This window comes from Paraburkholderia bryophila, assembly GCF_003269035.1.
GTDB classification, from domain to species: domain Bacteria; phylum Pseudomonadota; class Gammaproteobacteria; order Burkholderiales; family Burkholderiaceae; genus Paraburkholderia; species Paraburkholderia bryophila.
In genome coordinates, this window is record NZ_QLTK01000020.1 from 70,439 (window position 1) to 91,576 (window position 21,138).

The following is a 21,138-nucleotide window of genomic DNA, read 5'->3' on the forward strand; positions in this document are numbered from 1 at the left end:
GGCCCATTATTAACCTGAAGTTAAGGATGCTTTGAGTCTAGCAGCGTTTGCAGGGACCGTCGGCGATCTACGATGCGACTCAACCCCTCACAACATACGGAGACGCCCATGAAAACCTATCGCATCGCAACCATTCCCGGCGACGGCATCGGCAAGGAAGTCGTACCCGCTGGGCAACGCGTGCTCGAGGCGATCGCCGCGCGCAGCGACACGTTCGGCTTCGCGTTCGAGAATTTCGACTGGGGCGGCGACTACTACCGCGAGCATGGCGTGATGATGCCGGCCGACGGACTCGACGCATTGCGCGACAAGGACGCGATCCTGTTCGGTTCGGCGGGCGATCCGCACATTCCCGATCACATCACGCTGTGGGGTCTGCGCCTGAAAATCTGCCAGGGCTTCGATCAATACGCGAACGTGCGTCCGACGCGCATTCTGCCCGGCATCGACGCGCCGTTGAAACGCTGCGCGCCGGCCGATCTCGACTGGGTGATCGTCCGCGAGAATTCGGAAGGGGAATACGCGGGCGTCGGCGGCCGCGCGCATCAGGGGCATCCGATCGAAGTCGCGACCGATGTCTCGATGATGACGCGCGCCGGTGTCGAGCGGATTCTGCGCTTCGCGTTCCGGCTCGCGCAGTCGCGTCCGCGCAAGCTGCTGACGGTGATCACCAAGAGCAATGCGCAGCGCCACGCCATGGTCATGTGGGACGAGATCGCGTTGCAGATCTCGCAGGAGTTTCCCGACGTGCGCTGGGACAAGGAACTGGTCGACGCGGCCACCGCGCGCATGGTCAACCGTCCCGCCACGCTCGACACGATCGTCGCGACCAATCTGCACGCGGACATTCTGAGCGATCTCGCCGCCGCGCTGGCCGGCAGCCTCGGCATTGCGCCGACCGCCAATCTCGACCCCGAGCGGCGTTATCCGTCGATGTTCGAGCCGATCCATGGGTCCGCCTTCGACATCATGGGCAAAGGGCTCGCCAATCCGGTCGGCACGTTCTGGTCGGCGGTGATGATGCTCGAGCACCTCGGCGAAGACGCCGCCGCACGGCAATTGATGGCCGCGATCGAGCGCATCACGGCGGACCCGTCGCTGCATACCGGCGACCTGGGCGGCAGCGCGACCACGGCGCAGGTGACGGATGCGGTGTGTGCATTGCTGGCTGCCGAAGGGGCCGGTGGCGCGACGGCCGCGGACGTCAAAGCCGCCTGAGACACCGGCAACATGCGCAGCACCCGAAGCACCTGAAACACCGTGCGCCCCGAGCGCGCAAGACGAGAACATAACGCCCGGGCGCAACCCGTCACGGGCGATCTCGCTGCACCCTGCAGAGATAGAGCGGAGACAAGACATGAACACCGAATTGCAAGCCCGTGTGGTTCGCAAGCTCACCTGGCGCATCTTGCCGTTCGTGATGCTGCTGTACTTCGTGAGCTTTCTCGACCGCGTGAACGTCGGCTTTGCGGCGATCACGATGAACCACGACCTCGGCCTCACGCCGACCATGTTCGGCCTCGGCGGCGGCATCTTCTTTCTCGGCTACTTTCTGTGCGAAGTGCCGTCGAACCTGATTCTGAACAAGGTCGGCGCGCGGCTGTGGATTGCCCGTGTGATGGTGACGTGGGGGCTGGTGTCGGCGGCATCGGCGTTCGTGAGCGGCCCGACCTCGTTCTATACGCTGCGCTTTCTGCTCGGCGTCGCCGAAGCCGGCTTCTTTCCCGGCATCATCCTCTATCTGAGCCAGTGGTTTCCGGCTCGCCAGCGCGCGGTGGCCGCGGCCGCGTTCATGGCTGCCGCGCCGTTGTCCACGGCGATCGGTTCGCCGATTTCCGGCGCGATCATGCAGATGCCCGCGTTGCTGGGCCTGAGGGACTGGCAGTGGCTGTTCATCATCGAGGCGATTCCCGCGGTCGTGCTCGGCTTCGTGGTGCTGAAAGCGCTCACCGATTCGCCCGACAAAGCCAACTGGCTCGCCGACGACGAAAAAGCCTGGCTCATCGCCACGCTGCGCGATGAGCGCATGGGTCGCGAATCGCAGGCCGGGCACGCGGCGGGTGCGCTCGCGGCATTGCGCGATGGCCGCGTGTGGATCATGGCGATGATTTATTTCGGCACGTCGGCCGGGTTGTACACGCTCGGGTTGTGGGCGCCGTTGATCATCCGCCAGTTCGGGTTCAGCGCGTTGGGTACGGGGGCGTTGAACGCGATCCCGAGTGTGCTGGCGGTGCTCGGCATGGTCTGGTGGGCGCGGCATTCCGACCGGCGTGGCGAGCGCACGTGGCACGTGGTGATTCCGTGCGTGGCGGCGGCTATCGGGCTGGCGTGGGCCGGCGTCGCGGATACGGCGGTGGCGGTCGTGCTGGCGCTGGTCCTCGTGAACGTCGGGATCAGCGCGGCGAAGGCGCCGCTGTGGGCGATGCCGAGCACGTTTCTGTCCGGTGCGGGCGCGGCCGCCGGCATTGCGATGATCAACTCGATCGGGAATCTGGGCGGGTTTGTCGGGCCGTTCGCGATCGGCTGGTTGAAAAGCGTGACGGGGGGTTATGCGGCGGGCTTGTATGGGGTGGCGGCGAGTCTCGCGGTGTCGGCGCTGCTTGCGTTGATGGTGGGCCGGCGCGGGTATCGGGCGGCGCACGCGCCGCAGTGATCTCGCGGCGAGCCTAACTTTTGGCGGACGCGCTCCGCGTGCGCCACGAGTGATCGTATCCGGCTGCGCGAGCCACGCGCGGCCCGACGACTCGCGATTCACGGCTTGCCGGCCGCGCGCGAGTCGTCGGTATCCGGAGAATAAGCAGCCTCTCCTTAAGTCCGCCTTAACCGGACGACCGCGCTTCGATGTGCGTGCTGCATTGCCGCAACCCACACGGCGCAGACTCCAAACGCGTTTTTTTCGCGCGAGTCGCCGCGACTTGCTCTGCCGCGACACGCCGCGTCAACCTGCCAGTCTCCCCTCAAACCCTTACCCAGAAGGGCTCCGGCCATCCGCCGCCGACTCCCATGCGACACAGGTGTCGCATTTCCACATGTGCCTGTCGCAAATAGTCGGCAACGCGTACTTTTTTCTGGCAACTATGTATGCACGGCGCGGACGGACGTCCGCCACTGCAGCAATAGGAGAGGAGAGCATTCAATGAATTCCCCCAAGGTCGTGGTCGAAGGGCTGTGCAAGGTGTTCGGCACCAACCCGAAACAGGCACTCAACATGCTGGCCGGCGGCGCGACGAAAGAGGACGTGTTCGCGCAGACCGGTCAGATCGTCGGTGTGCATAACGTCTCGTTCGAGGTCAAGGAAGGCGAGATTTTCGTGCTGATGGGCCTGTCCGGCTCCGGCAAGTCGACGCTGATCCGCCTGATCAACCGGCTCGTCGAACCGAGCGCCGGCAAGGTGCTGATCGACGGGCGCGACGTGGCCGCCGTGCCGCGCGCCGAATTGACGGCGTTGCGTCGCAAGGACATGAGCATGGTGTTCCAGTCCTTCGCGCTGATGCCGCAGCGCACCGTGCTGTCCAATGCGGCGTTCGGGCTCGAAGTGGCGGGCGTGAGCCGCAAGGAGCGCGAACGGCGCGCCATGACCGTGCTGGAACAGGTCGGCCTCGCGCCGTTCGCGGAGAAGTTGCCCGCGCAACTGTCCGGCGGCATGCAGCAGCGCGTGGGTCTTGCGCGCGCACTGGCGGTCAACCCGTCGCTGATGATCATGGACGAAGCGTTCTCCGCGCTCGATCCGCTCAAACGCAAGGAAATGCAGAACGTGCTGCTCGATCTGCAGCGCGAGCAGCAGCGCACGATCCTGTTCGTGTCGCACGATCTGGAGGAGGCGATGCGTATCGGTACGCGCATCGCCATCATGGAAGGCGGCAAGGTCGTGCAGGTCGGCACGCCGCAGCAGATCATCACCAACCCCGCCGACGACTACGTGCGGGCATTCTTCGAAGGCATCGACACCAGCCGCTATCTGACGGCCGGCGACCTGATGCAGACCGACGCGGTGCCGCTGATGCAGCACTCGCAGCCGCTCGACGCGTCGAGCGTGGCGGCCACGCTGAACGGCAGCGCCGACTACGCGTTCGTGCTCGACGGCGAGCGCAGGTTCCGCGGCTTCGTATGCCGCGATGCGATGGGCAGCGCGTCGCCGCAACTCAATCACATCGAATGCATCCGCCGGACCACACCGCTCGACGACGTGGTCGAACGCGTGGTGGCGAGCCGCGCGCCGCTACCGGTCGTCGAAGCGGACGGCTCCTACTGCGGTTCGGTCAACAAGACGAACGTGCTGAATGTTCTCACGCGTCATCGAGGTTCCCATGTCTGAAGTCATTCCACTTGGCGCCTGGGTCGATCACGGCGTTCACTACCTGCTCGACCACGACGCCAAAACGTTCGATTCCATCGGCAAGGTGATCGAGAGCTTTGCCGCGCTGGTCGAACACGGCCTGCAGGCCGTGCCGATGTGGGCGCTGATGGCGTTTTTCGTGGGCATCGGATTGTGGCGCGTGGGCTGGCGTTTCGCGACCTTCACGCTGCTCGCGCTGCTGCTGATCTACAGCACCGGCTTCTGGGATCAGATGGTGATCACGCTCGGGCTGACGTTGTCGTCCACCTTGATCAGCCTGCTGCTCGGCATACCACTCGGCATCTGGACGGCGAAGAGCCGCACGGTCGAGACGATTGTGCGCCCGGTGCTCGATCTGATGCAGACCATGCCGGCCTTCGTCTACCTGATTCCGGCCGCGATGCTGTTCGGCCTGGGTCGCGTGCCGGGCATCATCTCCACCGTGATCTTCGCGATGCCGCCGGCGGTGCGTCTCACATCGCTCGGCATCAAGCACGTGAACCGCGAAATCGTCGAGGCAGGGCAGGCGTTCGGCTGCACGCCGTGGCAACTGCTCTACAAGGTGCAGTTTCCGAACGCGCTGCCGTCCATCATGACGGGCGTGAACCAGACCATCATGATGGCGCTTTCGATGGTGATCATCGCGTCGATGGTGGGCGCGGGCGGTCTCGGCAACGACGTGCTGGCGAGTATTCAACGGCTCGACATCGGGCTCGGTTTCGAAAGCGGGCTCTCCGTGGTGATGCTCGCGATCATTCTGGACCGTATCACCGAAAGCTTCGGCCGGGCGCCGGGCATGGCGCGCGCGCCGCTGCTGGCGGGCTTGCGCGGTCTGATGAAAGTGCGCCGCGAGCCGGCGGCGCAACACGGCTGAGCCGCCTATGAAGCGCGACGCGATCACACCGGTTGAGGCCCCCGCCGATTCGCCGTTGTCCGGGCTCGCGCACGTCGGCTTTCTGACGCTGCCGAACTTTTCGATGATCGCGTTCACCAGCGCGGTAGAGGTGCTGCGCATGGCCAATTACGTGGGCCGCGCGGAGCACTACCGCTGGTCGGTGATCACGCCGGACGGCGAGCCGGCGCGCGCCAGCAACGGCATTACCGTGAAGCCCACCACGACGCTGGCCGAAGCCGGCCTGCCGGATGTGCTGTTCGTGTGCGCCGGCTGGCACGTGCGCGATTACGTCGACGACACGGTGATCGCGTTGCTGCGCGACGTGGCCGCCAAGGGCATTCCGCTCGGCGGCATCTGCACGGGACCGTATGCGCTGCTGGCGGCGGGACTGCTCGACGGCTATCGCGCGACCGTGCATTGGGAAGACATGTCGCCACTGAACAAGAGCTACCCGCACGTGCGTTTCGCCGACGAACTGTTCGTGATCGACCGCGACCGGATGACCTGCACCGGCGGCACCGCGCCGCTCGATCTGATGCTGAACCTCGTCGGCATGCGGCTGGGCCACGCGGTGGCGGCGCAAGTGTCCGAGCAGTTCATCGTCGAGCGGATTCGCGGCTCCACCGACTATCAGCACATTCCCGTCGACGCGCGGGTCGGCTTTTCGCGGGCGGAATTGATCGAAGTGGTGCGGCTGATGGAAGCGAACATCGAAGAGCCGCTCTCGCTCGACGAACTCGCGCGGCTCGTGCATCTGTCGCAACGGCATTTGCAGCGGATGTTCAAGATGTTCCTGAGCGTGTCGCCCACGCATTACTACCTGACGCTGCGCCTGCGTCGCGCGCGCGAACTGCTGCGCAATACGGATGCGTCGATCGGACGTGTCACTGCGGTGTGCGGGTTTCATTCGCCGTGCCATTTCAGCAAGGCGTATCGCGCGCAGTTCGGGCATGCGCCGAGTGTCGAGCGGCGACTTTCGGCGTGAAGCGTCGGCGTAAATAGGCGGCGTAAGGCGCCGACTTAGACAAAGTCTCACTGACAGAATCCGTTTAATAAAACCAGTCGAGCATCAACTACTCTGAGGGAATGCCATGAAACGTTTGTGGGCTGCGTCGTTGTGCGCGCTGTCTGTGTCGTCTGTGTTCGCTGCGGATCCCGCGACCTGTCGTGACGTGCGATTCGCCGATGTAGGCTGGACCGATATCGCGGCCACCACGGGGTTGGCGTCGACGGTGCTGGAAGGGCTCGGCTACAAGCCGACCAAGACGATCGCCTCGGTGCCGATCACGTTCGCCGGCGTGAAGAGCAAACAGATCGACGTGTTCCTCGGTTACTGGTCGCCGACCATGGACCCGATGATCGATCCGTTCAGGAAGGCCGGCCAGCTCACCGTCCTGCCCGCGCCGAACCTGACCGGCGCGAAATACACGCTGGCGGTGCCGGATTACGCATACCAGGCCGGTATCAAAAACTTCAGCGACATCGCGAAGAATTACGACAAGCTCGACGGCAAGATCTACGGAATCGAGCCGGGCAACGACGGCAATGCGTTGATCAAGAAGATGATCGACAGCAACCAGTACGGGCTCGGCAAATTCAAGCTGGTCGAATCGAGCGAGGCGGGCATGCTGGTCGAGGTCAACCGCGCGATTCGGGAGAAGAAGCCGATCGTGTTCCTCGGCTGGGAACCGCATCCGATGAACGTGCAGATGAAGATCGATTATCTGTCCGGCGGCGACGAGGTGTTCGGCCCGAACTATGGCGAAGCGCGCGTGTTGACGGTGGTGCCGAACGACTATTCGGCGCGTTGTCCGAACGTGGCGAAGCTGGTGTCGAATCTGCACTTCACGACCGACATCGAGAACCACGTGATGCTGCCGATCATGAACAAGACCGACCCGAACAAAGCCGCGAAGGACTGGCTGAAGGCGAACCCGGCGGTGCTGGACAGGTGGCTCGCGGGGGTGAAGACGTTCGATGGCAAGGACGGCTTGCCGGCGGTGAAGGCGTATGTAGCGGGACAGTGACTTTGAATTGAACGGCTTTCGCGCTGCATGGGCGGCGCGAAAGCCGTTCGTGCTTCAAATGGCCTGGGCGCGGCCCGGGAACGTTTCGTCGTAACCGGCGCCGTCGTCGACGGCTTCCGCCGTGCCGCGTTGCTCGCGATACATCATTGGCGGCAAGCCGAATTGCTTGCGGAATTCGCGGCCCAGATGCGATGCGTCGGAGAAGCCGCAACTCGATGCGATATCGGCGACGGTTTTGTCCGAGCTTGTCAGCAGCCAGGCAGCGGTGCGCAAACGGACCTGCTTCGCGTAGGCCTGCGGCGCTTTGCCGGTTTGCGCCTTGAAGAGACGTTCGAGTTGACGCGGCGAGAGATCGAGCTTGCCGGCCAGTTCATCGAGCGACAGCGAGCGGCCCACGTGCTGTTCCATCAGCAGAATCGCGCGTTTCACTTTCGGATGTGCGGCGGGTGCGAGGCCGGGCGGATGCGGTTGTGGCGCGTTGCCTTTCTGCATGTCGTCGACCAGCAGGATGCGCAGCGCTTTCTGAACCGTGGCGGTTTCGAAGTGACGCAACAGGATCGCGGCGGCGACGTCGATCGAGGCGCGTCCACCGGAACACGTAATACGTCTGCGGTCGATGACGAACAGCCGATCGGCAACCAGCGCTTCTTCATTGACCGACGGAAAGCGTTCGATGAAATCCCAGTAGTGAAACCAGCTTACGCAGATGCGGTGACCCTCGAGTACGCCGGCTCGCATTAGCGAGAACACGCCGGTGCACATGCCGACCAGGGTGGCATCGGTCGCGGCGGCGCGGCGGATGAACGCGAGAGTTGCGTCGTTTGCCGCTGGGCCTGAATGCAGCAAACCGCCTACCACGACGACGTAGTCGAAGGGCTCGGCGTTGTCGAAAGTCTCCCACGGGGTGATCTGGATGCCGCAGCTTGCTCGCACGGGCGCGAGGGTTTCGCCTATCACGCTCCACGAGCAGCGAACCGGTTTGCTGAAGTCGCCTTCGTCGGCGGACAGGCGCAGAAGATCGACGAAGCCGGAGAATGCCGTCAGCGTGAAGTTGGGGAGCAGGATGATGCCGAAGCGGATGCGTTGTTTGGGCGTGGCGTCGGCGGAAGAAAGTGGGTGCATGCCTGCGGTTTGGGGGTTGCTTTGTTGGGGCAAGCATAGCATCTGGTTTTTTGTCTGTCCGGGCTACGGTGCCCGCTTTCTCGCCAAAAATAGCGATAGGGCGACGAGTAGTGTCGACGCGGCAACAAGCGCCAGAGCCACCGGCCTGCTCCATCCCGTCACGTAGCCGATTAACGCCGGCCCAAGGAGAATCGCGGCGAGCACTTGAATTAATTTTTCGCGCATGCCCAGCACGATTGACGGCTTGCGGGAAAGCCAGAATGCAGCGCCGCTCGTGTGCGACTCGATCCACGCTTGCGACGCCTGCGCGCGTATTAGCGCTAGCGCGCCGAAACGTAGCGAGATGAGTGTAAAGACGACCGGAAAGGACGAGTCGCCCAGACCTATCAGTAATGGCTTGCCGAGGGGCCACCAAAGCAGGCTTAGTGGCGTAAGCACGGCCAATGCGCCGTACGCCCACTTGCGTCGTCGCGAGCCCTGTACAAAGATCAGCGCATGCATCCAAACCGCGAGCAGCAGCGTTGCCGCGCTGATCCGCGACAATAGCCGGCAATGAATCAGCCCAACGACGATCCCTGCTTCGAGGGCGGCGGCGATCAACCAGGCTGATAACGCAATTTTGATTCGGGTAGGCGAAGGCGGCATTGTTCTATCGGGCGGTGACGTTTTTGCAATAGTCCATTCCGCTCACCATATCGCTCCATCCCTGCTTGACGCTCAGGTAACGACAATAGCTTTCTCTATATGCATCTTCGCTAACCGGAGTCAGGCTGCCGGGCACGGGTGTCGAGTCGATGGCCAGGGACCCGGTCCTACCTTTGTCGCTCAAGCAGACGAACAAACCTTTTTGCGTGAGAATTTCGTCGTAGGTAGCCAGAGAGTAGCCGGTATATGTCGGCATACTCGCCCAATAGAGTGATGAACTGGCGGTCGAGATTGGATCGGAGATGGGTAACACTCTTTCGATGACGTTTGCCAGCCAGAATCGCAGCGCGGGAAGGTAAGGTTTAATTGCTGCCTGCACATCTGCAGCGAGCGCTACTGCCGCCACCGTTAGTGCAACGCCTTCACCGATTTCCGCCCAGACGAGAAGTTGAAGCGTTATCAGCCCGGATGCGGAGACCAGGGTCAGCACGTCGCCGGGCTGAACCCGTTTCTTTGGATCGGACCAGTCAGCCGCGATCTTTGCCATGGCCGTTGTAGCCACCAGACCGTTGGAAATGATTCTGACCGGCTGGAGCATCGGAGCGATATTCGTGACGACCGCCACGACACCCACAGTGTTTTGCACAATCGAAAGCGGATCTGAACCGCTATGAACTGCGTCGATCAGCGTCTGATACGTGTTCATATTATTTGACCCGGCTTCCAGCACTTGAACCGCAAATTCGGACTTTGCCATTTTTATTGAGCTCTCGATTCGTTGTCCCACGGCGCGATACTGTCCACGACCGCACTGACCGCCGGCGCGGCTCGCGCCGCCGATGAGATCGCGCCCAAGGATGAAAATGTTGCGGCCTGAAGGAACAGTCGTCGACTAGTCATTGTCTTGCTGTGCCTCCTATGTCGATCGCATGATTAAAAGGTTCGGATCGCGCGATAAACCGTAAGGCACAGTGCAATCGAGGAAGAATCGGACGACTCCCAAATTGCACTTCGACTGCGGCCGCGTTCAGCGAGAGAGCGATGTGCGTCGGCGAGCACGCCAGGCATGCAGAAAGACAGAAGGAGAAAGTAGTGTCGATGGGAGGTCGCGCGACAGGCCGCAACGGTGCCGACCAGTGCCGACCAGTGTGACGAGCGCGTAGCGCAAGGGGGGATAACGCCCCCTGACGACCCCATCCCACGCCAATGGCGTTTTTATTCTATCGACCAAAACCAGTGTGAGTTGCAATACACCCACCCCAAACCCGACCGCATAAAGCGCACAACAAGGCCCGCAAATGAACGTCAGCGTCTTCGATCTGTTCAAGGTTGGCATCGGCCCATCGAGTTCCCATACCGTGGGCCCGATGATCGCCGCCTGTCGCTTCGCCTCGCACGTCGAAGATGCGAACCTGCTGACCTTCGTGCGTAGCGTCAGGATCGAACTATTCGGCTCGCTGGGCGCAACCGGCAAAGGCCACGGCACGGACAAAGCCATCCTGCTCGGACTGGAAGGCAATCTCCCCGATCTGATCGACCCGGACCTGATCGAACCGCGCCTGCAGACGATCCGCGAAACGAAACACCTCGCGCTGCTCGGCAAACACACCGTCAGATTCGACGAACGCGACCACCTTGGCTTCTTCCGCAAGCTCATGCCAGGCGCGCCGGGGTCCGGCATCGTGCATCCGAACGGTATGCGCTTCCAGGCCTTCGACGAAAACGGCCAACTGCTGGTGGAGAAAGAGTATTACTCGATCGGCGGCGGCTTCGTGGTGAATCGCGAAGGCGATCGCGTCAATGGCCTGCGTGCCGGGGCCGAAGTCCCGCATCCATTTCGGACCGGCGACGACCTGATGCGCGTGTGCCGCGAAACCGGGCTGTCGATCGCCCAGGTCACGCTGCGCAACGAATGCGCGTCGCGCCCCGAACAGGAAGTACGCGAAGGCCTGCTGGCGATCTGGCGCACCATGTCCGCCTGTGTCGAACGCGGCTGCAAGGTGCGCGGCGAGTTGCCCGGTCCGATGCACGTGAAACGCCGCGCCGCCGACCTGTGTGCGCAATTGCGCTCACGTTCGGAAGAATCGTTGCGCGATCCACTTTCCATGCTCGACTGGGTCAATCTGTACGCCATGGCCGTCAACGAGGAAAACGCGGCCGGCGGCCGGGTCGTCACGGCGCCGACCAACGGCGCGGCCGGCGTGATCCCCGCAGTGCTGCACTACTACGTGAAGTTCATGCACGCGTCGACTGATGCCGGCATCGTCGATTTCCTGCTGACGGCCGCCGCGATCGGCATCATCTACAAGGAAACCGCTTCGATTTCCGGCGCCGAAGTGGGCTGCCAGGGCGAGGTGGGCGTGGCCTGTTCGATGGCCGCCGCCGCGCTCGCCGCCGTGATGGGCGGCACGCCCACGCAAGTCGAAAACGCCGCCGAAATCGGCATGGAACACAACCTGGGCATGACCTGCGATCCGGTCGGCGGCCTCGTGCAGATTCCGTGCATCGAGCGTAACGCGATGGGGGCGATCAAGGCGCTCAACGCGGCGCGGATGGCGATGAAAGGCGACGGCCAGCACTACGTGTCGCTCGACAACGTGATCAAGACCATGCGCGAAACCGGCGCGGATATGAAGACCAAATACAAGGAGACGTCGCGCGGCGGCCTGGCCGTGAACGTCATCGAATGTTGAAGAATGCATTGAAAGACAGCACCCACAAGGATCAACGATGAGCCGCTATTCGATATTCAGCCTGTTGCGCAACGGGATGTCGTATCACGAGAACTGGGAGCGTCAGTGGAAGAGCCCCGAGCCCAAACGCGAATACGACGTGGTGATCGTCGGCGGCGGCGGCCATGGTCTCGCGACCGCCTATTACCTGGCGAAGGAACACGGTGTGCGCAATATCGCCGTGCTGGAGAAAGGCTGGATCGGCGGCGGCAACACGGCGCGCAATACGACGATCGTGCGTTCCAACTACCTGTGGGACGAATCCGCCGCGCTCTACGAAAAAGCGATGAAACTGTGGGAAGGGCTCTCGCAGGACCTGAACTACAACGTGATGTTCAGTCAGCGCGGCGTGATGAATCTCGCGCATACGTTGCAGGACGTGCGCGACACGGAGCGCCGTGTCAATGCCAACCGCCTGAACGGCGTGGATGCCGAATTCCTCACGCCGGCGCAGATCAAGGAGATCGAGCCGACCATCAATCTGAACAGCCGCTATCCGGTGCTCGGTGCGTCGATCCAGCGTCGCGGCGGAGTGGCGCGTCACGACGCGGTCGCGTGGGGCTTCGCGCGCGGCGCGGATCAGGCGGGTGTGGATATCGTGCAGAACTGTCAGGTGACAGGCATTCGTCGCGACGGCAGCCAGGTCACGGGCGTGGACACCACCAAGGGGTTCATCAAGGCGAAGAAAGTCGCGGTGGTGGCGGCGGGCAACACGTCGACACTCGCGGATATGGCCGGCATCCGCCTGCCGCTGGAAAGCCATCCGCTGCAGGCGTTGGTGTCCGAGCCGATCAAGCCGGTGGTCAACACGGTGGTGATGTCGAATGCGGTGCACGCGTATATCAGCCAGTCCGACAAGGGCGATCTCGTGATCGGCGCGGGCGTCGATCAATACACGGGGTTCGGCCAACGCGGCAGTTTCCAGATCATCGAAGGCACGCTCGAAGCGATCGTCGAAATGTTCCCGGTGTTCTCGCGGGTGCGCATGAATCGTCAGTGGGGCGGCATCGTGGACGTGTCGCCGGACGCATGCCCGATCATCAGCAAGACCGACGTGAAAGGCCTGTATTTCAATTGCGGCTGGGGCACCGGCGGCTTCAAGGCGACGCCGGGTTCGGGCTGGGCGTATGCGCACACCATCGCGCGCGACGAGCCGCATCCGTTGAACGCGCCGTTCTCGCTGGAACGTTTTTACACCGGCCATCTGATCGACGAGCACGGCGCCGCCGCCGTCGCCCATTAACCGACATTGGAGAGAATCAGATGCTACTGATCGACTGCCCATGGTGCGGGCCGCGCGCCGAAACCGAATTTTCCTGCGGCGGCGAGGCGGATATCGCCCGTCCGCTCGACACCGACAAACTCACCGATAAAGAATGGGGCGACTACCTGTTCATGCGCAAGAATCCGCGCGGTGTGCATCGCGAGCAATGGATGCACGCGCAAGGATGCCGCCGCTGGTTCATGGCGCAACGCGACACGGTGAGCTACGAGATCCAGGGCTACGACACGTTCGAGCGGCCGCTGCTTGCAATGGACGGCAACGAAGGCCAGGCACAAGAGGGTAAGACGCAATGAGCCAGACAGACCGACTCCCCAATGGCGGGCGCATCAATCGCGCCATGCCGCTGACCTTCACGTTCAACGGCCGCCAGTATCAGGGCTATCAGGGCGACACGCTGGCCTCGGCGTTGCTCGCGAACGGCGTGCACTTCGTGGCGCGTAGCTGGAAATACCATCGGCCGCGCGGCATCGTGACGGCGGGAGTGGAAGAGCCGAACGCGGTCGTGCAACTGGAAACCGGCGCCTACACGGTGCCGAACGCACGCGCGACCGAAGTCGAGTTGTATCAGGGACTCGTCGCCAGCAGCGTCAACGCGAAGCCGAGCATCGAGAAAGATCGCATGGCGGTGAATCAGAAGTTCGCGCGCTTCATTCCGGCGGGCTTCTACTACAAAACCTTCATGTGGCCCCGCAAGTTCTGGCCGAAGTACGAAGAAGTGATTCGCGACGCGGCCGGTCTCGGCAAGGCGCCCGAACACAACGACGCGGACCGCTACGACAAGTGCTTTGCGCATTGCGACGTGCTGGTGGTGGGCGGCGGCCCGACCGGACTCGCGGCGGCGCATGCGGCGGCGTTGTCCGGCGCGCGCGTGACGCTGATCGACGATCAGCCGGAGCTCGGCGGCTCGCTGCTGTCGTGCCGCGCGGAGATCGACGGCAAGCCCGCGCTGCAGTGGGTGCACAAGATCGAAGACGAGTTGCGTCAGATGCCCGAGGTGAAGATCCTGTGCCGCAGCACCGCATTCGGCTATCAGGACCACAACCTCGTCACGGTGACGCAGCGGCTCACCGACCATTTGCCGGTGACGCAACGCAAAGGCACGCGCGAACTGATGTGGAAAATCCGCGCGAAGCGCGTGATTCTCGCGACCGGCGCGCACGAACGGCCGATCGTGTTCGGCAATAACGATCTGCCGGGCGTGATGCTGGCGTCGGCGGTGTCGACCTATCTGCATCGTTACGCGGTGCTGCCGGGCCGTAACGCGGTCGTGTTCACGAATAACGACGACGGCTACCAATGCGCGCTCGACCTGAAAGCGGCCGGTGCCCAGGTCACGGTGATCGATCCGCGCGCGAGCGAATCGAAGGGCACGTTGCCGGCGCTGGCACGGCGCTACGGCGTGAAAGTATTGAACGGCGTCGCGATCACGGCGGCGCACGGCAAACTGCGGGTAGCGTCGGTGGAACTGGCGTCGTACGCGAAGGGCCAGCTGGGCGCCAGGCAGGGCGATTTGCCGTGCGATCTGCTGGCCATGTCGGGCGGCTGGAGCCCCGTGCTGCACCTGTTCGCGCAATCGGGCGGCAAGGCGCACTGGCATGACGACAAGGCCTGTTTCGTGCCGGGCAAGGCCATGCAGCCGGAGACCAGCGTCGGCGCCTGCGCGGGCGACTTCACGCTAGGCCAGAGCATCCGCTTTGCGATGGACGCCGGCATCGAGGCGGCACGCGCGGCCGGCTTCATCGTGACGCGGCCCAATCCGGTGCAGGTGGCCGAAATCACCGAGGCGAAAATGGAGCCGCTGTGGCTGGTCGGCGGTCGTGAGCTGGCCACGCGCGGACCGAAGCAGTTCATCGATTTCCAGAACGACGTGTCGGCCGCGGATATTTTCCTCGCCGCCCGCGAAGGCTTCGAATCGGTCGAACATGTGAAGCGTTATACGGCGATGGGTTTCGGTACCGACCAGGGCAAGCTCGGCAATATCAACGGTATGGCGATTCTCGCGCAGGCACTCGGCAAGACGATTCCCGAGACCGGCACGACCACCTTCCGTCCGAACTACACGCCGGTCACGTTCGGCACCTTCGCCGGCCGCGAGCTGGGCGAGTTTCTCGACCCGGTGCGCAAAACCGCGGTGCACGAATGGCACGTGGAAAACGGCGCGGCTTTCGAAGATGTCGGCAACTGGAAGCGGCCGTGGTATTTCCCGAAGGGGGGGGAGGACCTGCACGCCGCGGTGGCGCGCGAATCGCTCGCGGTGCGTACGAGCGTCGGGATTCTGGACGCGTCGACGCTCGGCAAGATCGACATCCAAGGTCCCGATTCGGCGAAACTGCTGAACTGGGTCTACACCAATCCGTGGAGCAAGCTGGAAGTCGGCAAGTGCCGTTACGGCCTGATGCTCGACGAAAACGGCATGATTTTCGACGACGGCGTGACGGTGCGCCTCGCCGACCAGCACTACATGATGACGACCACGACCGGCGGCGCCGCGCGTGTGCTGACGTGGCTCGAACGCTGGCTGCAGACGGAATGGCCGGACCTGCGCGTGCGGCTCGCGTCGGTCACGGATCACTGGGCCACCTTCGCCGTGGTGGGGCCGAACAGCCGCAAGGTGCTGCAGAAAGTGTGCGAGGACATCGACTTCGCGAACGCGGCGTTCCCGTTCATGAGCTATCGCGAAGGCACGGTAGCGGGCGCGGCGTCGCGGGTCATGCGCATCAGTTTCTCGGGCGAACTCGCCTATGAGGTGAACGTGCCGGCGAACGTCGGCCGTGCGGTCTGGGAAGCGCTGATGGCGGCGGGCGCCGAGTACGACATCACACCGTACGGTACGGAAACCATGCACGTCTTGCGCGCGGAGAAGGGCTACATCATCGTCGGTCAGGATACGGACGGCTCGATGACGCCGTACGACGTCGGTATGGGCGGGCTGGTCGCGAAGTCGAAAGACTTTCTCGGCAAGCGCTCGCTGACGCGTTCCGACACCGCGAAGGCCGGCCGCAAGCAACTGGTCGGGCTGCTGGCGGAGGATTCGTCGTTCGTGATTCCGGAGGGCTCGCAGATCGTTGCCGGGCCGTTCCAGGGCGACACCGCGCCGATGCTCGGTCACGTTACGTCGAGCTATTACAGCCCGATCCTGAAACGCTCGATTGCAATGGCGGTCGTCAAGGGCGGCCTCGACAAGATCGGCGAAACGCTCACGATTCCGCTCGCGAGCGGCAAACAGATGGCAGCGAAGATCACCAGTTCGGTGTTCTACGACAGCGAAGGAGCACGTCAACATGTGGAATGAAACGCGGGGAACGGGCTCGGTCGTGGATCGTGCGGTCGGCAAACAGAGCAGCGTGTGGCAGGAATCGCCACTGGTCGGCACGGACGCCTTGCTGAAAAAACATCTGGCGACGGCCGGCGCCGCGTTCAGACTGAGCGAGCGGCCGTTTCTGGAGCTGGTGAACGTACGCGGCGATACGCGCGACGCGGCCTTCATGCACGCAATGGAAACCGTGCTGGGCTGCCGGCCGCCGGAAAAGGCCAACACGATCGCGCGCGGCCATGGCTACGACCTGCTGTGGCTCGGCCCAGACGAATGGCTGGTGCGCTCGGCCACCGCGCACGATGCGACTCGCAGCGCGCCCTTGCAGGCGAAACTCGGTGCCGCGTTCGCGGGCGTGTTTGCCGCGGTCGTGGATATCGGCAGCGGCTATACGGTGCTTGAAATTAGCGGCACGCGCACGCGTGAGGTGCTGGCGCGCGGCTGTCCGCTCGACCTGCATCCCAAGCTGTTCGGCGAAGGGCAGTGCGCGCAGAGCCATTACTTCAAGGCGTCGATGACGCTCGTGCCTACCGGCGCGAATAGTTTCGACCTGGTGGTACGCCGCAGCTTTGCGGACTACTTCGTGAAGATGATGCTCGACGCGGCCGAGCCGCTGATGTCGTAACGCGCGCGGCGCGCGGGCGCGAACGTGAATGGACCGGCATGAACATGAACGAACGCGCAGGGATGAACTCAGGTGAGCGTGCGGCCATGAAGCCAGCGGACGGTTCGCCATGACGTCGACGCGCCTCGTCACCGCGCGCCTCACCGAGCGCGCGTGTCATGAAGGCGATGCGCATGCCGCGCTCGCGCTGCTCGATCAGAGCATCGTGCTGCGGCACCGCCGCATCGCGCTGATCCGCTATCTGCTGGCACAGCAACTCGGCGCGCCGCTGGAGGCGCGTCATCATCAATACGTCGAACGGATCGCCGCGCGGCTGAGCGCGGAGGCGCTCTCGCGCATCGCAGGCGCGGCGCGTGCACGGCTGCGCTTGTGATGCTGCCTCGATGCCGCCGTGATGCTGCCTTGATGCGGCCGACCACGATCTGAATCCGAACGACGCTCCCGGCAGTTCCACGAACGGCGCCCCCGTTCCACTCCGATGACGGTTTCTTTCTATGTGGCCGATTTATGTCGGCGTCTACTGAAAAGACACTGATCGGAGTACTCACGCGGCTGCCGCCGCATCAACGAGGGGATGCCATGTCCATCGCTATCCAGTCGCGCGCGAGCGCGGCCGCCCGGCTCGAACGACTGCCGTTTTCCGGTTATCACCGGACCATCTTCATCATCATTGCCGTCGCGTTCTTCTTCGATTCGGTCGATCTCGGCACGATGACCTTCGTACTCGGCTCGATCAAATCGGAGTTTCATCTGTCGACCGCGACGGCGGGTCTGGTGGCGAGCGCGAGTTTCTTCGGCATGGTAATCGGCGCGGCGGTGGCGGGCTTGCTGGCCGATCGTTTCGGCCGCCGTCCGATATTTCAGTGGAGCATGGTGCTGTGGGGCGTGGCGTCGTATCTCTGTTCGACGGCGCAGAGTGTCGACGCGCTGATTTTTTATCGCGTGCTGCTCGGCTTCGGCATGGGGATGGAGTTTCCGATCGCGCAGACCTTGCTGTCGGAATTCGTGCCGGCGCGATCGCGCGGACGGCTGATCGCGCTGATGGATGGATTCTGGCCGCTCGGTTTCATCACGGCGGGCGTGGTGTCGTATTTCGTCTTGCCGACGCTGGGCTGGCGCACGGAGTTTGCGTTGCTCGCGATTCCGGCGGTATTCGTGCTGATCGTGCGACGCGTGGTGCCGGAGTCGCCGCGCTGGCTCGAGCATCGCGGACGCGTCGAGGAAGCGGATCGCGTGCTCGCCGACGTCGAGGCGAAGGTGATGAAGGCGGCGGGGTTGCGTGACTTGCCCGCACCGGCGATGCTCGCCGAGCCGGCGGCGGAGCGGGGCATGGGGGCGTTCCGGGAGATCTGGAGCGGCATTTACCGGCGTCGCACGGTGATGGTCTGGACTTTGTGGTTTTTTGCGCTGCTCGGGTTCTATGGCTTGACCTCCTGGCTGGGCGCGTTGATGCAGCAGGCGGGTTTCGCCGTGACTAAATCGGTGCTTTATACGGTGCTGATTTCGCTTGGCGGGATTCCGGGGTTTATTTGCGCCGCGTGGCTCGTGGAGCGGTGGGGGCGTAAGCCGACCTGCATCTCCTCGCTGTTGGGCAGTGCGGTGATGGCTTATCTATACGGGCAGGCCGCGCTGCATGCGCAGACGCCGGCATTGCTGATTGGCGCCGGTCTCGCAATGCAGTTCTTTCTGTTTGCGATGTGGGCGGTGCTCTATACCTACACGCCGGAGCTTTACGGGACCGGCGCGAGAGCGACGGGGTCGGGATTTGCATCGGCGATTGGGCGGGTCGGGTCGTTGATCGGCCCCTATGTGGTCGGCGTTGTGCTGCCGGTTTTCGGGCAAGGCGGGGTGTTCTCGCTGGGCGCGGCGTGTTTCGTGGTGGCGGGCGCGGCGGTGTGGGTGCTCGGGGTCGAGACGCGCGGCGTGGTGCTGGAGGCGTTGGTGGAAGCCGCTGACACGAGCGACACGCGCGGTGTGTTGGGTGTGGTGCGGGAGTGAGGCGGCGCGGCGCGCATTAGGCAAAGAGGCCAGGCCGCCCGTGAGCCTTTCTGCTTTTTTGAAATGCGTGCCGTTTGTCGCGGCGGCGATGGCGCGGAATTAATAATACGCCCGTTCATATTTCTGAATGTTACAAAGCGCAAACGTTTAACTCAAACAGGCCAGGCGGCAAAGTTTCCTGCAACTCACTGATTAAGCAACGCTCCGAATCAAACCTCAATCAGCCCCTCGCGAAACCGTCTGCAATCCGGGAAATCCCTTCCCGCAATCTCCTGAATAATCGATTGCACGCTTATTAACAACCCGTTACGATCCGATCCCATACGCATCTCACAATTCCCTGCAAGAGCATCGAGCGCATGACAGCAATGCCGGATTTGATCGCACCGATCGCGCAATCCGCGGTTTCCCTGCGCGCGTCGACGCCCGCCGATCGGGAGTTTCTGAAAAGGGTTTTCGTCAGCACGCGCTTTGCCGAATTTGCCGCCGCCGGTTGGACGGCGGAACAGATCGAGGCGCTGCTCGCGCAGCAGTTCGATATGCAGGACGTCTATTACCGGCGCCATTATCCGGCCGGCCGCTTCGACGTCGTGATGGCCGGCGCTACGCCCGCGGGCCGTCTGTATCACAACTGGCACCGCGAGCGCGGCGTCAACGTGATCGACATTGCCTTGCTGCCGGCGTTTCGCGGCGCGGGTATCGGCACGCGCCTGATGCATGCGGTGGTCGACAGGGCGGCGCAGGCCGGTGTGCCGATTTCGTTGTATGTCGAAACGAACAATCCGGTGCAATCGCTTTATCGGCGGTTGGGTTTCGCGAAAAGCGGAGAAAATGGCATTTACGAATCGATGCGACGTGAAATCATACCGTTCGATTTTCCCGGCGAGTCTTTGCCGGGCTTGCAGTCCAGTTTCGAATAAATGTGTCAAAAATGCGGTGCGCATATAAAGCGCTTCGTATAACAACAATATTTTAAAGCCAGGTTTGACGCGTGCCGTTAACCCTTGCATCGAGCCACATCGAAACAAGCAACGGTGTTTCAAAACCGTCCGTTGAATGCGCTGTGCATCGCCCTAAAAAGCGGCCGGGCATTATCGGACGAACGGCGCGCGACCAATTCACTGGCGGGGGGCGGGTTGTCTGCAATTCCTACACATGCCGAGCTGACTGAGTCGCTCGGCGGTCTCTTCACGCTGACGTCGCCAGAGGGCACGGCGGTTCAGGCGCGGTTGATCGACGCGCCCGTCGGCGTTCCGATGGACGACGACTACGTCTGCTACCACGCGTTCTTCGAACTGCCGCTGGGCGTACAGCTTCCCCAGGATAACTACCGCGTCGACGCACCGGACGGCCGCGCGTGGGTGTTGCTCGCCACGCCGGTACGCCCGCAGAAAAACGGCGCCGCGACGCTGTGCATCGTGATCCACACCTTGAAACCGGCGGCCCAACAGCCGGTCGAGTCCTCGCAATGACGCCGGCCGTCGTGCTCGCGATCCGGCGTTTTACCCGTCCTCTCTTCAGGAGAAGTTCATGAGCGATCCGTATCTCGGCGAAATTCGTATGGTCGGCTTCAACTTTGCACCGGTCGGCTGGGCGCTGTGCCAGGGGCAGATCATGTCGATCGCCCAGAATAATGCGCTGTTCGCGCTGCTCGGCACGACCTTCGGCGGCACCGGCACGACCACCTTCGGTTTGCCGGATTTCCGCAGCCGCTCGCCGGTCGGCACGGGCCAGGGCCCGGGTCTGTCGTCGATCGAATGGGGTGAAGTCAGCGGTAACGAAAGCACCACGCTCCTGCAAACGCAGATGCCGATCCACACGCACGTCGCCACCGCCAGCGGCGGCGGCACCGGCAACGTTCAGATCAGCGTGCCGGCCACCACCACGACGACCAATACCACGGCCACACCCGGGCCCACCACGGTGCTCGCCCCCGGCTCGTCGGGCGGCCATGCGGCCACGATCTACAGCACGGCGGCGGCGAACACGACGCTCCTGCCGTTCAGCGCACCGGTGACGACGACGCCGCCGACCATCGTGAACCAGCTCGCCGGCGGCAGTCAGCCGGTCGGCCTGCGCAATCCGTTCCTCGGCACGACGTTTATCATCGCGCTGCAGGGTATTTACCCGACGCGTCCGTAACACGCAGGGTTTGGCCGC

19 protein-coding genes are annotated in these 21,138 nt (G+C 63.3%); 16 read left to right on the plus strand and 3 right to left on the minus strand.

The features are described from left to right. Positions 1-108: 108 nt before the first annotated feature. From BX591_RS24655 to BX591_RS24680, 6 genes are all read left to right on the plus strand, one after another. Positions 109-1,218, plus strand: a complete 1,110-nt coding sequence (locus BX591_RS24655) for a tartrate dehydrogenase (protein ID WP_111933915.1) — start codon at positions 109-111, stop codon at positions 1,216-1,218. Between the two features lie 139 nt (positions 1,219-1,357). Beyond that, positions 1,358-2,653 carry an MFS transporter gene (locus BX591_RS24660; protein WP_111933916.1) on the plus strand — a complete coding sequence of 432 codons (1,296 nt, stop codon included), beginning with the start codon at positions 1,358-1,360 and terminating at the stop codon, positions 2,651-2,653. Between the two features lie 483 nt (positions 2,654-3,136). Further along, on the plus strand, positions 3,137-4,315 hold the full coding sequence (locus tag BX591_RS24665; RefSeq protein ID WP_111933917.1) for a quaternary amine ABC transporter ATP-binding protein: 1,179 nt from the start codon (positions 3,137-3,139) through the stop codon (positions 4,313-4,315). Further along, on the plus strand, positions 4,308-5,210 hold the full coding sequence (gene choW / locus BX591_RS24670; protein WP_111933918.1) for a choline ABC transporter permease subunit: 903 nt from the start codon (positions 4,308-4,310) through the stop codon (positions 5,208-5,210). Before BX591_RS24665 ends, choW begins: the two co-directional genes overlap by 8 nt. 7 nt (positions 5,211-5,217) lie before the next feature. Next, a complete protein-coding gene (locus BX591_RS24675) occupies positions 5,218-6,216 on the plus strand; it encodes a GlxA family transcriptional regulator (protein ID WP_111933919.1) in 999 nt (332 codons plus the stop codon). Between the two features lie 106 nt (positions 6,217-6,322). Beyond that, on the plus strand, positions 6,323-7,258 hold the full coding sequence (locus BX591_RS24680) for a choline ABC transporter substrate-binding protein (protein ID WP_111933920.1): 936 nt from the start codon (positions 6,323-6,325) through the stop codon (positions 7,256-7,258). Between the two features lie 54 nt (positions 7,259-7,312). Here the strand turns inward: BX591_RS24680 and BX591_RS24685 are convergent, their stop codons facing one another. From BX591_RS24685 to BX591_RS24695, 3 genes are all read right to left on the minus strand, one after another. Beyond that, positions 7,313-8,380: a GlxA family transcriptional regulator gene (locus BX591_RS24685; RefSeq protein WP_111933921.1), complete on the minus strand. Its 1,068-nt coding sequence runs from the start codon at positions 8,378-8,380 to the stop codon at positions 7,313-7,315. 63 nt (positions 8,381-8,443) lie between these two features. Next, complete coding sequence (locus BX591_RS24690) at positions 8,444-9,025, minus strand: hypothetical protein (RefSeq protein ID WP_111933922.1); 582 nt, start codon at positions 9,023-9,025, stop codon at positions 8,444-8,446. 4 nt (positions 9,026-9,029) lie between these two features. Then, positions 9,030-9,782, minus strand: coding sequence for a hypothetical protein (locus BX591_RS24695; RefSeq protein ID WP_111933923.1), 753 nt, complete (start codon positions 9,780-9,782; stop codon positions 9,030-9,032). A gap of 541 nt (positions 9,783-10,323) precedes the next feature. Between BX591_RS24695 and BX591_RS24700 the strand changes: the two genes are divergently transcribed. The 10 genes from BX591_RS24700 to BX591_RS24745 all read left to right on the plus strand — a co-directional run bounded on the left by BX591_RS24700 (position 10,324) and on the right by BX591_RS24745 (position 21,120). Continuing rightward, complete coding sequence (locus BX591_RS24700; protein WP_111933924.1) at positions 10,324-11,718, plus strand: L-serine ammonia-lyase; 1,395 nt, start codon at positions 10,324-10,326, stop codon at positions 11,716-11,718. A gap of 37 nt (positions 11,719-11,755) precedes the next feature. Continuing rightward, a complete protein-coding gene (locus BX591_RS24705) occupies positions 11,756-13,000 on the plus strand; it encodes a sarcosine oxidase subunit beta family protein (RefSeq protein ID WP_111933925.1) in 1,245 nt (414 codons plus the stop codon). A gap of 20 nt (positions 13,001-13,020) precedes the next feature. Then, positions 13,021-13,335, plus strand: a complete 315-nt coding sequence (locus BX591_RS24710; protein ID WP_111933927.1) for a sarcosine oxidase subunit delta — start codon at positions 13,021-13,023, stop codon at positions 13,333-13,335. Then, positions 13,332-16,334 carry a sarcosine oxidase subunit alpha family protein gene (locus tag BX591_RS24715; protein ID WP_111933929.1) on the plus strand — a complete coding sequence of 1,001 codons (3,003 nt, stop codon included), beginning with the start codon at positions 13,332-13,334 and terminating at the stop codon, positions 16,332-16,334. Before BX591_RS24710 ends, BX591_RS24715 begins: the two co-directional genes overlap by 4 nt. Further along, entirely contained in the window at positions 16,324-16,980 is a 657-nt protein-coding gene (locus tag BX591_RS24720; protein ID WP_111933931.1) for a sarcosine oxidase subunit gamma, read from the plus strand. Before BX591_RS24715 ends, BX591_RS24720 begins: the two co-directional genes overlap by 11 nt. A gap of 109 nt (positions 16,981-17,089) precedes the next feature. Further along, on the plus strand, positions 17,090-17,353 hold the full coding sequence (locus BX591_RS24725; protein ID WP_111933933.1) for a hypothetical protein: 264 nt from the start codon (positions 17,090-17,092) through the stop codon (positions 17,351-17,353). A 206-nt stretch (positions 17,354-17,559) separates the two neighbouring features. After that, positions 17,560-18,978, plus strand: a complete 1,419-nt coding sequence (locus BX591_RS24730) for an MFS transporter (RefSeq protein WP_111933935.1) — start codon at positions 17,560-17,562, stop codon at positions 18,976-18,978. A gap of 359 nt (positions 18,979-19,337) precedes the next feature. Next, complete coding sequence (locus tag BX591_RS24735; RefSeq protein WP_111933937.1) at positions 19,338-19,898, plus strand: GNAT family N-acetyltransferase; 561 nt, start codon at positions 19,338-19,340, stop codon at positions 19,896-19,898. Between the two features lie 132 nt (positions 19,899-20,030). Then, a complete protein-coding gene (locus BX591_RS24740) occupies positions 20,031-20,450 on the plus strand; it encodes a hypothetical protein (protein WP_244147102.1) in 420 nt (139 codons plus the stop codon). A 58-nt stretch (positions 20,451-20,508) separates the two neighbouring features. Then, positions 20,509-21,120 carry a phage tail protein gene (locus tag BX591_RS24745; RefSeq protein WP_111933938.1) on the plus strand — a complete coding sequence of 204 codons (612 nt, stop codon included), beginning with the start codon at positions 20,509-20,511 and terminating at the stop codon, positions 21,118-21,120. The last annotated feature ends 18 nt before the right edge of the window (positions 21,121-21,138 follow it).

Excerpts from the sequence above, each read along its gene's own strand:
- BX591_RS24655 (WP_111933915.1), top strand. The coding sequence starts at position 109 with ATGAAAACCTATCGCATCGCAACCATTCCCGGCGACGGCATCGGCAAG.
- BX591_RS24660 (WP_111933916.1), top strand. The coding sequence starts at position 1,358 with ATGAACACCGAATTGCAAGCCCGTGTGGTTCGCAAGCTCACCTGGCGC.
- BX591_RS24665 (WP_111933917.1), top strand. The coding sequence starts at position 3,137 with ATGAATTCCCCCAAGGTCGTGGTCGAAGGGCTGTGCAAGGTGTTCGGC.
- choW (WP_111933918.1), top strand. The coding sequence starts at position 4,308 with ATGTCTGAAGTCATTCCACTTGGCGCCTGGGTCGATCACGGCGTTCAC.
- BX591_RS24675 (WP_111933919.1), top strand. The coding sequence starts at position 5,218 with ATGAAGCGCGACGCGATCACACCGGTTGAGGCCCCCGCCGATTCGCCG.
- BX591_RS24680 (WP_111933920.1), top strand. The coding sequence starts at position 6,323 with ATGAAACGTTTGTGGGCTGCGTCGTTGTGCGCGCTGTCTGTGTCGTCT.
- BX591_RS24685 (WP_111933921.1), bottom strand. The coding sequence starts at position 8,380 with ATGCACCCACTTTCTTCCGCCGACGCCACGCCCAAACAACGCATCCGC.
- BX591_RS24690 (WP_111933922.1), bottom strand. The coding sequence starts at position 9,025 with ATGCCGCCTTCGCCTACCCGAATCAAAATTGCGTTATCAGCCTGGTTG.
- BX591_RS24695 (WP_111933923.1), bottom strand. The coding sequence starts at position 9,782 with ATGGCAAAGTCCGAATTTGCGGTTCAAGTGCTGGAAGCCGGGTCAAAT.
- BX591_RS24700 (WP_111933924.1), top strand. The coding sequence starts at position 10,324 with ATGAACGTCAGCGTCTTCGATCTGTTCAAGGTTGGCATCGGCCCATCG.
- BX591_RS24705 (WP_111933925.1), top strand. The coding sequence starts at position 11,756 with ATGAGCCGCTATTCGATATTCAGCCTGTTGCGCAACGGGATGTCGTAT.
- BX591_RS24710 (WP_111933927.1), top strand. The coding sequence starts at position 13,021 with ATGCTACTGATCGACTGCCCATGGTGCGGGCCGCGCGCCGAAACCGAA.
- BX591_RS24715 (WP_111933929.1), top strand. The coding sequence starts at position 13,332 with ATGAGCCAGACAGACCGACTCCCCAATGGCGGGCGCATCAATCGCGCC.
- BX591_RS24720 (WP_111933931.1), top strand. The coding sequence starts at position 16,324 with ATGTGGAATGAAACGCGGGGAACGGGCTCGGTCGTGGATCGTGCGGTC.
- BX591_RS24725 (WP_111933933.1), top strand. The coding sequence starts at position 17,090 with ATGACGTCGACGCGCCTCGTCACCGCGCGCCTCACCGAGCGCGCGTGT.
- BX591_RS24730 (WP_111933935.1), top strand. The coding sequence starts at position 17,560 with ATGTCCATCGCTATCCAGTCGCGCGCGAGCGCGGCCGCCCGGCTCGAA.
- BX591_RS24735 (WP_111933937.1), top strand. The coding sequence starts at position 19,338 with ATGACAGCAATGCCGGATTTGATCGCACCGATCGCGCAATCCGCGGTT.
- BX591_RS24745 (WP_111933938.1), top strand. The coding sequence starts at position 20,509 with ATGAGCGATCCGTATCTCGGCGAAATTCGTATGGTCGGCTTCAACTTT.